A 12,865-nucleotide genomic window follows, 5' to 3' on the forward strand; every position below is an offset into this window, starting at 1 on the left:
GGCACCCAGCCGAACACGGCCGCGCCGTCCGAGGACGGACCTTCGACGGCGATGGAGTTGACCTTGCCGCATGATCTGTCGCCATGGGGCATGTTCATGGCGGCCGACATTGTCGTCAAGGCGGTGATGATCGGGCTGGCCTTTGCCTCCCTCGTCACCTGGACGATATGGTTGGCCAAGTCGCTGGAGCTTTTCGGCGGCAAGCTGCGCATTCGTCGCGCCGTGCGGGCGATCGGCGAGGCCGCCACGCTGAAGCAGGCCAGCCGTACCCTTGACCGCAGCGGCGGTCCCGGCGCGCTGCTGGTGCGGGCGGCCGAGGAGGAGACCGCACTCTCGGCCGGCGCGCTCGATCATGTCTCGGGCGACGGCCTCAAGGAACGGGTCACGTCGCGCCTGTCGCGCATCGAGGCGGCGGCGGCGCGGCGCATGTCGCGCGGCACCGGCGTGCTGGCGACGATCGGCTCGACCGCGCCCTTCGTCGGCCTGTTCGGCACTGTCTGGGGCATCATGAACGCCTTCATCGGCATCTCGCAGGCGCAGACCACCAATCTCGCTGTGGTCGCGCCGGGCATCGCCGAAGCGCTGCTGGCCACCGCGATGGGCCTGGTCGCGGCCATACCGGCCGTCGTCATCTACAACGTCTTTGCCCGCTCGATAGCCGGCTATCGGCAGATCCTCGCCGATGCTGCCGCCGGGGTCGAACGGCTGGTCAGCCGCGACCTCGACTTCCGCACCGTCGCGCCGGCAACGCCACTGGCGGCGGAGTAGCGCCATGGGAAGCAGAATCCGACAGACCATTGATGACGATCTCGAGGAAAGCCACGAGATCAACGTCACCCCGTTCATCGATGTCATCCTGGTGCTGTTGATCATCTTCATGGTCGCGGCACCGCTGGCCACGGTGGATGTCAATGTCGACCTGCCTGGTTCGACCGCAACGCCCGCGCCGAGGCCCGAGACACCGCTGTTCCTGACGCTGAAGGACGATCTGACGCTGGCGATCGGCAATGACAGCGTGCCGCGCCCGGCTTTCGCCACGACGCTGGACGCCAAGACCAAGGGCGACAAGCAGACACGCATCTTCCTGCGCGCCGACAAGGCGGTCGCCTATGGCGACCTGATGGAGGCGATGAATCTGTTGCGCGGTGCCGGCTATCTGAAGATCGCGCTGGTCGGCCTGGAGACGGCTCCCGCGTCCAATGCCCCGGCGCCCGCAGCCACTGGTGCGGCGGCGCCATGACGCAAGCGGTCGCCGTGCCCTCGGTCCAGCTGTCGCGCTTCGGTTGGCGCGACCTTGGCTTGTGGGCCGGTGCTGCCGCGCTGGTCCTTGGAGCCCATGTCGCGGTCGCCTATGCAGTGCAGAACCTCACAATGGTCACCGAAGCGGATGGCGGTCCACCCCCCGCGCAGATGATCGAGATGGCACCGATGGTGGTGATGCCGGCCGTGGAAGAGCAGGTCGCCGCGCTGGACGCGGTGACGCCAGATCAGACCGAACCGACACCGACGACCGAGCCGACACCTGAAGAACCGGTCGAAAAGGCGGAGCCGGTTGTCGAGCCGCCGGAAGCGGTCGCGCCAGACGAGGCCGAACCCACCCCGACCGAACCTACCCAGGCCGAAACGGCCGAACAGGTCGATCAGCCGCCGCCGGATGAGGTCATCCCGGATGTGGTCGAGGCTGTCACGCCAGACGTCGTCATTCCCTTGCCGCAGCCGAAACCGGTCGAAATTGTCAAAGACAAGAAACCGGTCGAGGCCAAGGCGAAGAAGCCTGTCGAGAAGCCCAAGCCGCGGCTTAAGAAGGAGAAGGCGGCTCCGCCGAAGACGGCAACCTTCGCCAGCGCCGACGCACGGCCCGCGGCCAAGACCGCCGCGCCGAAGGCGGCGGAATCGACGTCTCGCTCCGGCGACTCCAGCAAATGGGACTCCCGTCTGGGCGCCTGGATCAAGCGGCACACACGCTATCCCAGCTCTGCCAAGGCCCGACGCGTGGAGGGCAGGCCATATGTCGCATTCACGGTCGACTCGTCCGGCCGGGTCCTGTCTGCCAGGCTCTCTCGTTCCTCGGGGGATGCGGATCTGGACCGTGCGGCGATCGCCGTGCTGCAAGGCGCCACGGTGCCGAAACCGCCACCGGAACTCGGCTCGCGTCTGAGCCGTACAGCGCCGTTCGTGTTCAGCCTGCGCAACTAGAGCAGTTCACCGTTTCACGGAAACGGCTAACTGCTCTAATTCTTTGGTTTGACGCAATTCCAAGGGAAAACGCTCTGCGTTTTCCGGGAAAACCGTTTCACACTTTTCCTGGAATTGCTCTAGGACCGAATTTGTTCGGGCCGGCCTGTCAATAGGCCAGTGACAGACTCAGGGCCTCGACCTGTTCGAGATAGAAACGGCATTTCGTGCGCAAGGGCCCGAGGCCCGGGTCATCGGCGCCGTTGATCTCGATGGTCTGCATCATGAAGTCGAAATGGGCGTGGAAAGCGTCCACTGTACCCCAGAGACTGTCGGCCTGGCAGCTGTCGGCAATCGCCGTCGAGACGAGTTGGCGGGCCTCGACCCGCGCGGCGTCAGGCGATGGCGGCCGCCTGGCGACCAAGACGTCGAGCCGGCTGAAAACGCTTTCCCTGGCATCGACGCTTCTAATGTTGGCTATCATGTTCATGTGCAGGTCCCCTGGGCATTCCAGACGCGCAATAGGTTCCGGTCTGAAATTGAAAAACTGGTGATCAGAGCATTTTCAGCGGCGCCAATGAACGCGTCGCGTTTTGGCGGGCGACATGCATCAAGCTTGAGCGACCGGATGCCGGTCCTGCGGGCAGGATGCAATCAGGGCCGGGATTGCGGTTGCATCGGAGGGGTGGCCCCTGATGATGTTGGCGACCTCGGCATCGGCCTGCTCGAACCAGTAGACCATGTCGGCGCGGCGCAGGTCCGTCGCGGCCTTCTTCAGCAACGGCAGCAGGCTTTGCAACGCGCACAGCGTCTCCCAGCGGTTTGGCCGGGAGGTCGAGCCGGCCACCGCGCATGCGGCTGACGATTGCATGTCGCTACGCTCTCCGTGGCTGGGCGGCCCGAGTGTCCTTTGCCTGCGCCTTGGGGTGCAGCGGGTTGCCGCTGAGCTGCGCATGCCTGGCCGGCCGTGCGCCGCGAAGAACGTCGAAGGCCTCTGCATAGGCCATGCCCAGCAGATAGGAGATCATCGGAAAACGGCTTGCTTCGGCCATCTGCACGAGCTCATTGGTCATCGACGAAATATATTGAAGGCTATCGATTTCCGACTGGCGTAAGGATTGATTTGGCACGTGCTGCTCCTGTCTCTGGTTATACGCTAGGGAACGCGTTATTGGCTGTGATGCACATAGTTGGTCGGCTAATTGATGGACTGGCCCGCCGTGGACGGATCTCTTTCCGGCGTCGAGAGGGTCAAGGCATAGATCGGTGCGTCGGTGAAACTGTCGAGACCAAGCAGCCGCTTGATGGCGGAATGGCTGAGCGCGGCTGTCGGACATGCCGACAGGCCATGATTGGTCGCTGCCAGCATGATGTTCTGGCCGATATGGCCGGCCTCGATCAGCACGACACGATAGGCGTTGGCGTCCTCATATTTCCACATCGTGCGATCGAGCTTGGCGCAAAGCAGGACAAGGCACGGCATGGCGTCGGCCCACTCCTGTCCGCCGACCAGTTCGGAGATTTTCGGCAGATGGTTTGCGGAAATCCTGCCAAGGTCGTGATCCGCGGCGGAATAGTGATAGACACCGGGTTCGAGGCCATCGACGCCGAGCGCGACCACATAGGCCTCATAGGGATTTCGCGCGCCGCCTGAAGGGGTCATGCCGAGCGGCAGGGTGCCAACGCAATTGGCGGTCTCGCCGATGATGCCGAGCCCTGCGAACAGGCAATCGGAAAGCTGTTTGGCCGTGATGGTGGGCTGAGCCGCCGTGCGGTTGGTGCGGCGCCGCGCCATCAAGCTGAGAAGTTCATTGTCTTCCAGTGCATTAGGCAGCTGGATGGCGCCTGCGGAATTCTTGAGCATGAGGTTCGGCTGCGGCGTATGGCCGGCGCGTTCTATCTGCCGCTCTTCCGCTTGCTCGATGGTCATGTATTCGCTGTCCTGGACGCAGAAATGCATCAGCGCCGTCGGAAGCCCCCAACTCCATTGTCCTGAAAACTGTTCCTCCTGCTCGGCGAGAGGCGATCCGGCTGTGACCAGCGCGGAGAAATCGAGCAACTGGGGAACGACAGCCTTCAACTCGGACTTCGACCATCCATGGGCGCGGGCAATGTCCGCCGTCGATGCCCATTTGTCCCACGATGCGAGAAGGCCGACCATCTCGGGGCTGCATTCAAACACGCTTCTGGTCAGGAAGTTGCATGCCGTGACCTTGTTCGGTCCGGGGTAGAAAACAAGCGTTTTCGAAGAGCGCATTTTCATGAAGCTGGTTGCCATCTGCGGAGCCGAGGCGCCGACAAGCAAGACGCTCGTCGGCGCAGAACGGCTTCAGCGTTTGTTGTAGTGCATGCCCTGCGAAAAGAAGACGGTCTGCGTGCCGGCGGCAATCGTCAGCTTCGGAGCATTGGTCACTTTCTTGGCCATTTTCATCCCTTTCCTGACCCCAATTTGGGATCCGTTGAAAGACCCCCGGAACGGGATCCGCGTGAAGAAAGGTAAGGTCGGAAGAGTTAATGGTTTGTTAAAATTATAGTAAAACCCAGCCTAAGACTGACCCGTGGATTATCTTTCCTGGCATTAAAGTGTAAAATATCGATTTTATTCACATACAGAGTAGACAATCGTTGGCATACGCTTTATCCGCGTACGCTTATTCTTATTTGGCGTAAGACACGGCGATCCGAGGGGTTAGCCCAACCCGTCCCGGGTGAGGCTGACAACCAGTTGATCGACGCCCGGATCGTCGAGATTGATGACATGCGCCATGCTGATGGCATCCCTTGGGTGGATGTTGGCAATGTCGCGCCGCATGATGACGGACACGAATGCCGGGCCGGCCTCCGTCAGAAGCATGGCCTTGCCCATCAGCACCGGTTCGGAGATGGGAGCCCATTGCACGGAGATCAGCGAGGGCTCTCCGGTCTGGCGGCGATTGATGCCGCTGAAATAGATCCAGTTCAGCCGCGAGATCGCCACGCCATAGTGATTGCCGCGCGCTCGTGCCCAGGTCGACCCCCGGCGCTCCGACCATCCGGTGACCCTTCGGAAGGTGACCAGTTCGGCTTCGCGCCGCACGAAGGTCACCGAGCGCATCAGGAGGTCGAGGCGGCCCGGGATCGAGAAATAGGTGAAATAGGTGCCGCCCGCGATCGAAGGACTCGGAGGGCGGATCATCTGGTTGAACAGGCTCTCGGAAACCGGCGGCAGGCCACGCATCGCCGGCTCGGGTGCGCCGGGATCCTGGTACAGTTCGGCTTCGTCGATCCGAAAGTAATCGCATATCAGCTTGGCGGTAGCTTTGTTGGGAACGGTCTGCCCTTGCAGATAGCGTTCGAACTGCGTGCGATTGATGCGCAGCTCACGGCATACCGCACTTACGGAGGCATGGTCCTTGCACAGCCGTCTAAGGTTTGCAGCGAGATTGTCGCGAATTGACACGTCTTTGCTTCCGCAGGCGGATTTTTCATTTCGACTCGAAATCGATATAGCGTCTCCGGTCGCCCCCGCCGAAACGCCCTGGTCACAACGCACAGAAAAAACTGATTTGGTAACGTCAATTTAGTGAGGTGGTTTCCAAAAAAAACGGAAACAATCAGCGAGCTCTTCCGCCATAAGTCCAATTGACAAAAGTTTTGCCGGATATTGCGAAATAGGCGATGTAGCGCGGCCTTTTAAGGTGCGCTGGCACAGCAAATGCCAACCGCGGGGGCAAGCCGGGACGAGCGTCGCGGACTGCATGTGGCGCAGAGATGGGCATCTGGCGCGGAGCGTGGAGAATTATTCCGCTGGTGGAGCTGAGGAGGATCGAACTCCTGACCTCGTCATTGCGAACGACGCGCTCTCCCAGCTGAGCTACAGCCCCGTCCAGCGGATGGGCGCATTTATCGGGCGCCGCGGTTTCCTGTCAAGGCGGAGGTTTGCCGAAATCCAGTGCCGTCAAGCGTCGAGCTGGCGCCGGCGGAAAGCGGCCCTTGCCGGTTTTGTGTATTCGCGCCTTCGTTGGGGTGTCGGCGACATGCCCTACAGTCCGACCGGGCCGGTATTGGCGCTCCACAGAAAGGCGGCCCTTGCCGGCTTCGCGTGCAATGGCTACATGTCGGCAACAATTGGAGACCGGCATGCTCGCCCTCATTCAAACAATCGTCATGGCGCTTGACCTCTACTGGTGGATCATCATCGCCTCGGCGATCTTTTCCTGGCTCTACGCCTTCAACGTCGTCAATTCGAAGAACCAGTTCGTCGGCAGCATCGGCAACATGCTCTACCGGCTGACCGAGCCGGCGTTGCGGCCTATCCGCCGCTTCATGCCGGACCTTGGCGGCATCGACATCTCGCCGATCATCCTGCTTCTGATCCTGTTCTTCCTGCGGCAGTTTCTGCTCACCACGGTGGCGCCTCTGATCCTGTGAGCAGGATGACCTTATGAGCACGCCGTTTCGCCTGCGCGAAAACGGCGCCGAGCTGTTTGTCCGGCTGACGCCAAAGGCTGCGCTGGACAGGCTCGAAGGCTTCGAGGCCACGGCGGACGGGCGAAGCCATCTGAAAGCGCGCGTCCGCGCCGTGCCGGAAAACGGCGCCGCCAATCATGCGCTCGAAAAGCTGCTGGCCAAGGCTCTGGGCGTGCCCGGGTCCGCTGTCTCGGTTGTCGCCGGCGGCACCGCGCGGCTGAAGACCGTGCGCATTGAAGGCGATCCGGCGAAATTGGCGAAAAGCATCGAGGCGCTCGGCCGCCAGTCCTGATGTCCTTGGCCGCAGGGGCTCAATCGCCCAATGGCAAACGCGGATCGTCGACTTTCAACGTGTTCACGCTCTGCTTGATGCGGCGCAGATTCTCCAAAACCCTTGGTCCGCGCGTCTCGGCGACCGAGGTGACGATCATGTCGACGATCGACAGCAGCGCATAGCGAGACGATGTCGGCTTGTAGATATTGCCATCCTCGAGCGACTGGAAATGGATGACCGTGTCGGCGACCTTGGCGAGTGCGGAGTCCGGCGGGGTGATGGCGATCGTGGTGGCGCCATATTGCTGGGCGACCTGCACCGCATCGATGACCGATCTGGCATAGCCGGAGACGGAGAAGGCGATCAGCGTGGTGTCGGGGGTGGCAACGGCGGCGTACATGCGTTGCAACTGTCCGTCGATCTGCGCCAGCACCGACACGCCAAGCCTGAACAGCCGGTTCTGCATTTCGGTCGCCATCATGGACGAAATGCCACCGGAGCCGATGCACAGCACATTACCGGAAACAGCGATGCGTGCGGCGACGGCGACCAGCGTCGTCATGTCGAGGTTTTCGCTGGCGCGCTGGATGGCCGATATCGCCGCTTCGGTGATGGCGGAAGCGATGCGCTGTTCGCGGGCATCGCGGCTCAACGGCTCCGGCGACAGATACTGGCCGCCGATGGCGATGGCTTGCGCCAGATAGAATTTGAAGTCGCGCAGGCCCTCGCAGCCGAGGTTGCGGCAGAACCGTGTCACCGTCGGCTCGCTGACACCGACGCGCAAGGCAATTTCCGAAATCGCCGCTTTGGAAACGAAATCGAGGTCTGCCAGCACGAAGCCGGCCAGCTTGCGATCCGACTTCGTTCCGTCCTGCGACATCAGCTGCAGCCGCGTGATGATGTCGGCCGGCGTCTTCATGCTGCTATTCTCATAGAGGCAGGCCCGTTGCCTTGTCGAACAGATGGATGTTGCCGGGGTCGACCGAGACCGGCAGCAGGTCTCCCGGCCTGACCGGCACCCTGTCGCGGAACACGGCGCGTACCGTATCAGCACCGATAGCGCCATAGACATGTGTTTCGGAGCCGGTGGGCTCGACGACATCCACCCTGATCGCCATCGCGTCGACAGCCTCGCCGATGACAAAATGCTCGGGCCGGATGCCAGCCTCCACCGCGCTGTCCGCCGGCACCTGTTTGCCGGCAAGCGCAAGCCGCCCGCCACCGGCCGATTCGAACCAGGTTTTCTCAAGCGCCGTCTTGAGCGAACCGGACACAAAGCTCATCGACGGCGAGCCGAGGAAGGAGGCGACGAACTTGTTGGCAGGCCTGTCATAGAGTTCCAGCGGCGCCCCGACCTGCTGGATTCTGCCGCGGTCCATCACGACGATGCGGTCGGCCATCGTCATGGCCTCGATCTGGTCGTGGGTGACGTAGACGATCGTCGATTTCAGCCGCTGGTGCAGCGCCTTGATCTCGACGCGCATCTGCACGCGCAATTGCGCGTCGAGGTTGGACAGCGGCTCGTCGAACAGGAACACCGACGGCTCGCGCACGATGGCGCGGCCCATGGCGACGCGCTGGCGCTGGCCGCCCGACAGCTGGCGGGGATAGCGGTCGAGATAGGAGAAGAGATTGAGGACGCCGGACGCTTTCTTGACCTTCTCATCGATCACCGTGCGCGTCTCGCCGCGGATCTTCGGGCCAAAGCCGATATTGTCAGCTGCCTTCAGATGCGGAAACAGCGCATAGGACTGGAACACCATGGCGATGTTGCGCTGCTGTGGCGGCAGCGCGTTGGCGCGCACGCCGCCGATCAACAGGTCGCCGGAGGTGATCGTCTCCAGGCCGGCCAGCATGCGCAGCAAGGTCGACTTGCCGCAGCCGGACGGGCCGACGAGGACGACGAACTCGCCGCTCTTGATATCGAGGCTGATGTTCTCGAGGATCTTGTGCTGCCCGAAGGATTTCGACAGATCGCGAAACTCGACATCGGTCATGCTCACGCTCCCAATATGTCGTCGATGAAGGGCAGGCAGCCGGCGGTCAGTCCCGCGTCCACGGGCATCACCACGCCTGTTATTCCCGATGCGCGATCGGACGCAAGGAAGGCGACGGCTTCCGCCACTTCCGCGGCGTTGACGATGCGGCCGAGCGGATAGAGCCGCTGCAATTTGCCGAGGATTTCGGGATCCTTGGCAAGGCGGTGGTCCCAGGCGGCGGTGCGGATCGATCCGGGGCAGACGACATTGGCGCGCAGGCCGCTGCGGCCGAGCTCGACGGCGATCGCCTTGGCATAGGCGTTGATGCCGGCCTTGGCGACGGCATAGGCCGGATTGCCGAAATGCGCGACGGCGTTGACCGAGGAGATGAAGACGACGCTGCCCGAGCCGCGGCCAGCCATCGCCTTGACCAGCGGGTCGGCGAAATTCATCACGCCAGTCAGGTTGAGATCGAGTTCCTGCTCTATTCTGTCGGGATCGAGCGCCGAAATCGTCTCGGCACGCGTCCAGCCGGCATTGTTGACGAGAATGTCGGGCACACCATCCCGGTCGAGGATCGCGCCGATCGCCGTCGCTATCGATGCCTTGTCGAGAAGATCGAAGACATGGCGGGAGGCAAGGTGCGGACTGTTCAGCGCCTCGCTCGACTGATCGCAACCGACGACCTTGGCGCCTCTTTGCGCCATCAGCGCCACGATGGCCGTGCCGAGACCGCCGCCGGCCCCCGTCACCACGACGGTCTTGCCCTCGAACTCGGCCCTGCTTTCGAACTCGGCCCTGCCTTCGAACTCGGCCCTGCCCTCGAACTCGGATTGCGAAACCACCGTGCGTCATCCTCCGGGAGTTCTGACAGATCGCATAAGGCTAGGCCTGTAAATGTAATTAAGCAACACAATAATCCGCTTGCAAGCCTTAAAATCATCGATAATGTAGGAAAGTCACATAAATCTTCTGCTCCGGCACGGAGAGGCGCGCAGGCGCAACACCAATGGGAGAGATCAAATGAGCCTTGCAAAATGGACTGTCGGCCTGATGGCCGGAATGAGCATGCTGGCAATTGCGGCGCAGGCGGATGCGGGCGAGGTGCGCGTCACCGTGGCCGAGTACAGCGCCAAGACTGCTCCCTATTTCGCCGACGTCAAGAAGGAATTCGAGGCGGCGAACCCCGGCATCACCGTCAAGTTCGAAGTGGTGCCGTGGGATGTGCTGCTGCAGAAGCTGACCACCGACATCACCGCCGGCACCAATGCCGATCTGTCGATCATCGGCACGCGCTGGCTGATCGACTTCGTCCAGCAGGATGTCGCCGAGCCGCTCGACGGCTACATCAAGCCCGACTTCAAGGACCGCTTCATCGACACCTTCCTGTCGCCCTCGATCATGGACGGCAAGACCTACGGCCTGCCGATCGCGGCCTCGGCGCGCGCCATGTACTACAACAAGGAGCTGTTCGAGAAAGCCGGCATCGCCAAGCCACCGGCAACCTGGACCGAGCTGCAGGAAGATGCGCGCAAGATCAAGGCCCTGGGGTCGGGCACGTTCGGCTTCGGCCTGCAGGGCAAGGAGATCGAGACCGACGTCTATTACTATTATGCGATGTGGTCGCAGGGCACCGAGATCCTCAACAAGGACGGCACTTCGGGCCTGAGCACGCCAGGTGCGCTTGAGGCCGCCAAGCTCTACAAGTCGATGATCGACGAAGGCCTGACCGAACCCGGCGTCACCTCCAACAACCGCGAAGACGTGCAGAACCTGTTCAAGCAGGGCAAGGTCGGCATGATGATCACCGCACCCTTCCTGTCCAACCAGATCAAGGACGAGGCGCCGAACCTGAAATACGGCGTGGCAGCCATCCCCGCCGGCCCGACCGGCGCGCGCGGCACCTATGGCGTGACCGATTCCATCATCATGTTCAAGAACTCCAAGAACAAGGACGAAGCTGGAAGCTGCTCGATTTCCTGTTCACCACGGAACAGCGCGCCAAGTTCACGCAAGGCGAAGGCTTCCTGCCGGTGAACAAGGAAGAGGCCAAGATGGACTACTACGTCAACAATGCCGATCTGGCGGCGTTCACCGCGCTGCTGCCCGACGCCCGCTTCGCGCCGGTCATTCCGGGCTGGGAAGAAGTCGCCCAGATCACGTCGGACGCCATGCAGAAGATCTATCTCGGCGGCGACCCTGAGGCGGGCTTGAAGGACGCGGCCGCCAAGGCCAACACCGTGCTGAAGAAATAGAGGCCGTGCTGAAGAAATAGGGCGTATCTCCCTGCGCCCGTGGCGCGCCCCAGACTCAGGCGGGGCGCGCCACACCTAGGTTCCCGGCCCGGTGCGGCGGATCCGAAATTCGCATAAGCAGAACCTTCTGATCCAGCGCGCCGAGGTTGCAGGCCAGCAGATGCAAAATCGTTTCTTGCCCTATCTCCTGACCTTGCCCAGCCTGTTTCTGGCGGCGGTGGTCATCTTCTGGCCGGTCTGGGACCTGATCCAGATCTCGACGCATGAGGTCAGCCGCTTCGGCCAGCTTCGCGACTTCAACGACTTCGCCAATTTCGCGGCACTCGCTGCCGATCCCGATTTCACGGCCGCGCTCTGGCGCACCGGCCAATGGACGGTGATGGTGGTCGGCGGTGCGCTTCTCTTGTCGATCCCGGTGGCGATGATCCTCAACACCGATTTCTATGGCCGCGGCATCGCCCGCGTCATCATCATGCTGCCCTGGGCGGTATCGCTGACCATGACCGCGGTGGTCTGGCGCTGGGCGCTGAGCGGCGAAAGCGGCATGCTCAATTCGGCGCTGATCGGCCTCGGGCTCATCGATCACAACATCCAATGGCTGGCGAGCGCCGAGACCGCTTTCCCGATGCAGGTGCTGATCGGTATCCTGGTGACGGTGCCGTTCACGACGACGATCTTTCTCGGCGGGCTGTCGTCGATTCCGGACGATCTCTACGAGGCGGCGGCGCTCGAAGGGGCGACGCCGCTGCAGCAGTTCCGCGAAATCACCTTTCCGCTCCTGAAACCGTTCATCAACATCGCCATCGTGCTCAACACCATCTCCGTCTTCAATTCCTTCCCGATCATCTGGGTGATGACGCAGGGCGGCCCGGCCAACTCGACCGATATCCTGGTCACCCATCTCTACAAGCTGGCCTTCCGCATCGGCAAGCTGGGCGAAGCATCGGCGGTGTCGCTGGTGATGTTCGCCATATTGCTGGTCTTCACCATGATCTATGTGCGGCTGGCGATGCGGGAGCAACGCACATGACGAGCAAGCTGAAACGCTCCATCATCGCCTGGCTGCTGCTGGCGCCGCTGATCGTGGTGACGCTCTTTCCCTTCGCGGTGATGTTCCTGACCGCGGTCAAGCCGAGGCAGGAAGTGCTGTCGCCGACCTGGTGGCCGAGCGAATTCCGCTGGTCGAATTTTTCCGATATGTGGGTGGCGACCGGCTTCGGCCAGGCGCTGCTCAATTCGCTCTACGTGTCTGTGATCGCCACGGTTGGCGCCATCCTGATCTCGGTTCCGGCGGCCTATGCGATGTCGCGCTTCCGCTTTGCCGGCTACGGCGCCTTGCGCCAGTTCCTGCTGATTTCGCAGATGATCTCGCCGATCGTGCTGGTGCTTGGCCTGTTCCGGCTGATGGCGGCCTGGGGCCTGGTCGAGAGCACGACGGCGCTCGGCTTCATCTACATGGCCTTCAACGTCGCCTTCACGGTGTGGATGCTGCAGAGCTATTTCGACACCATTCCGCGCGATCTCGAGGAAGCCGCCTGGATGGAGGGCGCCGGCCGCTGGCTGACCTTGCGCAAGGTGTTCCTGCCGCTCTGCCTGCCGGCGATCGCGGTGACCGCGATCTTCACCTTCATCAACGCCTGGAACGAATTCGTCGTGGCGCTCACCATGCTGCGCAGCCAGGAAAGCTACACGCTGCCGATCCAGGTGTTTTCGCTGGTCGCCGGCCGCTACAC

Annotated in this window: 15 protein-coding genes, 1 tRNA gene and 1 pseudogene; 8 read left to right on the forward strand and 9 right to left on the reverse strand. The window is 62.3% G+C overall.

The window, feature by feature from the left end:
* Nucleotides 1–51: 51 nt before the first annotated feature.
* Genes exbB through EOB59_RS05865 form a run of 3 tightly spaced genes read left to right on the forward strand, consistent with a single transcriptional unit; the run spans nucleotide 52 to nucleotide 2,196 of the window.
* Nucleotides 52–768 carry a tonB-system energizer ExbB gene (exbB, locus tag EOB59_RS05855; RefSeq protein ID WP_127811302.1) on the forward strand — a complete coding sequence of 239 codons (717 nt, stop codon included), beginning with the start codon at nucleotides 52–54 and terminating at the stop codon, nucleotides 766–768.
* A gap of 4 nt (nucleotides 769–772) precedes the next feature.
* Complete coding sequence (exbD, locus tag EOB59_RS05860; RefSeq protein WP_127808771.1) at nucleotides 773–1,240, forward strand: TonB system transport protein ExbD; 468 nt, start codon at nucleotides 773–775, stop codon at nucleotides 1,238–1,240.
* Nucleotides 1,237–2,196, forward strand: coding sequence for an energy transducer TonB (locus EOB59_RS05865; RefSeq protein ID WP_128287896.1), 960 nt, complete (start codon nucleotides 1,237–1,239; stop codon nucleotides 2,194–2,196). The genes exbD and EOB59_RS05865 overlap by 4 nt, the downstream gene beginning before the upstream one ends.
* A 148-nt stretch (nucleotides 2,197–2,344) precedes the next feature.
* On the opposite strand, the gene EOB59_RS05870 is transcribed toward EOB59_RS05865, so the two are convergent.
* The 6 genes from EOB59_RS05870 to EOB59_RS05900 all read right to left on the reverse strand — a co-directional run bounded on the left by EOB59_RS05870 (nucleotide 2,345) and on the right by EOB59_RS05900 (nucleotide 6,038).
* Nucleotides 2,345–2,665 carry a hypothetical protein gene (locus tag EOB59_RS05870; RefSeq protein WP_127808773.1) on the reverse strand — a complete coding sequence of 107 codons (321 nt, stop codon included), beginning with the start codon at nucleotides 2,663–2,665 and terminating at the stop codon, nucleotides 2,345–2,347.
* Nucleotides 2,666–2,785: 120 nt separating this feature from the next.
* The gene (locus EOB59_RS05875) at nucleotides 2,786–3,046 is read right to left on the reverse strand and encodes a hypothetical protein (RefSeq protein ID WP_127329798.1); all 261 of its coding nucleotides are present in this window, start codon (nucleotides 3,044–3,046) and stop codon (nucleotides 2,786–2,788) included.
* Nucleotides 3,047–3,050: 4 nt separating this feature from the next.
* Nucleotides 3,051–3,305 carry a hypothetical protein gene (locus EOB59_RS05880; protein ID WP_127268063.1) on the reverse strand — a complete coding sequence of 85 codons (255 nt, stop codon included), beginning with the start codon at nucleotides 3,303–3,305 and terminating at the stop codon, nucleotides 3,051–3,053.
* A gap of 68 nt (nucleotides 3,306–3,373) precedes the next feature.
* The gene (locus EOB59_RS05885; RefSeq protein WP_236382936.1) at nucleotides 3,374–4,336 is read right to left on the reverse strand and encodes a SagB/ThcOx family dehydrogenase; all 963 of its coding nucleotides are present in this window, start codon (nucleotides 4,334–4,336) and stop codon (nucleotides 3,374–3,376) included.
* A 528-nt stretch (nucleotides 4,337–4,864) separates the two neighbouring features.
* Nucleotides 4,865–5,614: a helix-turn-helix transcriptional regulator gene (locus EOB59_RS05895; RefSeq protein WP_127268065.1), complete on the reverse strand. Its 750-nt coding sequence runs from the start codon at nucleotides 5,612–5,614 to the stop codon at nucleotides 4,865–4,867.
* Nucleotides 5,615–5,962: 348 nt separating this feature from the next.
* Nucleotides 5,963–6,038, reverse strand: a tRNA-Ala gene (locus tag EOB59_RS05900).
* A 256-nt stretch (nucleotides 6,039–6,294) separates the two neighbouring features.
* Between EOB59_RS05900 and EOB59_RS05905 the strand changes: the two genes are divergently transcribed.
* Nucleotides 6,295–6,585, forward strand: coding sequence for a YggT family protein (locus EOB59_RS05905; protein WP_023811703.1), 291 nt, complete (start codon nucleotides 6,295–6,297; stop codon nucleotides 6,583–6,585).
* A gap of 13 nt (nucleotides 6,586–6,598) precedes the next feature.
* On the forward strand, nucleotides 6,599–6,916 hold the full coding sequence (locus tag EOB59_RS05910) for a DUF167 family protein (protein ID WP_128287897.1): 318 nt from the start codon (nucleotides 6,599–6,601) through the stop codon (nucleotides 6,914–6,916).
* A 19-nt stretch (nucleotides 6,917–6,935) separates the two neighbouring features.
* Here EOB59_RS05910 and EOB59_RS05915 read toward each other — a convergent pair whose 3' ends face one another.
* Genes EOB59_RS05915 through EOB59_RS05925 form a run of 3 tightly spaced genes read right to left on the reverse strand, consistent with a single transcriptional unit; the run spans nucleotide 6,936 to nucleotide 9,632 of the window.
* Nucleotides 6,936–7,817 carry a MurR/RpiR family transcriptional regulator gene (locus EOB59_RS05915; protein ID WP_127268067.1) on the reverse strand — a complete coding sequence of 294 codons (882 nt, stop codon included), beginning with the start codon at nucleotides 7,815–7,817 and terminating at the stop codon, nucleotides 6,936–6,938.
* A gap of 10 nt (nucleotides 7,818–7,827) precedes the next feature.
* On the reverse strand, nucleotides 7,828–8,895 hold the full coding sequence (ugpC, locus tag EOB59_RS05920; protein ID WP_127382538.1) for a sn-glycerol-3-phosphate ABC transporter ATP-binding protein UgpC: 1,068 nt from the start codon (nucleotides 8,893–8,895) through the stop codon (nucleotides 7,828–7,830).
* 2 nt (nucleotides 8,896–8,897) lie between these two features.
* A complete protein-coding gene (locus tag EOB59_RS05925) occupies nucleotides 8,898–9,632 on the reverse strand; it encodes an SDR family oxidoreductase (protein WP_128287939.1) in 735 nt (244 codons plus the stop codon).
* A gap of 268 nt (nucleotides 9,633–9,900) precedes the next feature.
* Between EOB59_RS05925 and EOB59_RS05930 the strand changes: the two are divergent.
* The 3 genes and pseudogenes from EOB59_RS05930 to EOB59_RS05940 all read left to right on the forward strand — a co-directional run.
* Nucleotides 9,901–11,132, forward strand: a pseudogene (locus tag EOB59_RS05930) (sugar ABC transporter substrate-binding protein).
* A gap of 160 nt (nucleotides 11,133–11,292) precedes the next feature.
* Nucleotides 11,293–12,162, forward strand: a complete 870-nt coding sequence (locus EOB59_RS05935) for a sugar ABC transporter permease (RefSeq protein ID WP_128287898.1) — start codon at nucleotides 11,293–11,295, stop codon at nucleotides 12,160–12,162.
* Nucleotides 12,159–12,865: carbohydrate ABC transporter permease (locus tag EOB59_RS05940; protein ID WP_245486539.1), on the forward strand; the 707-nt coding region annotated here is incomplete at its 3' end. The genes EOB59_RS05935 and EOB59_RS05940, both read left to right, overlap by 4 nt.

Source organism: Mesorhizobium sp. M7A.F.Ca.MR.176.00.0.0 (genome assembly GCF_004023165.1).
GTDB lineage: Bacteria > Pseudomonadota > Alphaproteobacteria > Rhizobiales > Rhizobiaceae > Mesorhizobium.

Excerpts from the sequence above, each read along its gene's own strand:
- exbB (WP_127811302.1), top strand. The coding sequence starts at position 52 with ATGGAGTTGACCTTGCCGCATGATCTGTCGCCATGGGGCATGTTCATG.
- exbD (WP_127808771.1), top strand. The coding sequence starts at position 773 with ATGGGAAGCAGAATCCGACAGACCATTGATGACGATCTCGAGGAAAGC.
- EOB59_RS05865 (WP_128287896.1), top strand. The coding sequence starts at position 1,237 with ATGACGCAAGCGGTCGCCGTGCCCTCGGTCCAGCTGTCGCGCTTCGGT.
- EOB59_RS05870 (WP_127808773.1), bottom strand. The coding sequence starts at position 2,665 with ATGAACATGATAGCCAACATTAGAAGCGTCGATGCCAGGGAAAGCGTT.
- EOB59_RS05875 (WP_127329798.1), bottom strand. The coding sequence starts at position 3,046 with ATGCAATCGTCAGCCGCATGCGCGGTGGCCGGCTCGACCTCCCGGCCA.
- EOB59_RS05885 (WP_236382936.1), bottom strand. The coding sequence starts at position 4,336 with ATGGTCGGCCTTCTCGCATCGTGGGACAAATGGGCATCGACGGCGGAC.
- EOB59_RS05905 (WP_023811703.1), top strand. The coding sequence starts at position 6,295 with ATGCTCGCCCTCATTCAAACAATCGTCATGGCGCTTGACCTCTACTGG.
- EOB59_RS05910 (WP_128287897.1), top strand. The coding sequence starts at position 6,599 with ATGAGCACGCCGTTTCGCCTGCGCGAAAACGGCGCCGAGCTGTTTGTC.
- EOB59_RS05915 (WP_127268067.1), bottom strand. The coding sequence starts at position 7,817 with ATGAAGACGCCGGCCGACATCATCACGCGGCTGCAGCTGATGTCGCAG.
- ugpC (WP_127382538.1), bottom strand. The coding sequence starts at position 8,895 with ATGACCGATGTCGAGTTTCGCGATCTGTCGAAATCCTTCGGGCAGCAC.
- EOB59_RS05935 (WP_128287898.1), top strand. The coding sequence starts at position 11,293 with ATGCAAAATCGTTTCTTGCCCTATCTCCTGACCTTGCCCAGCCTGTTT.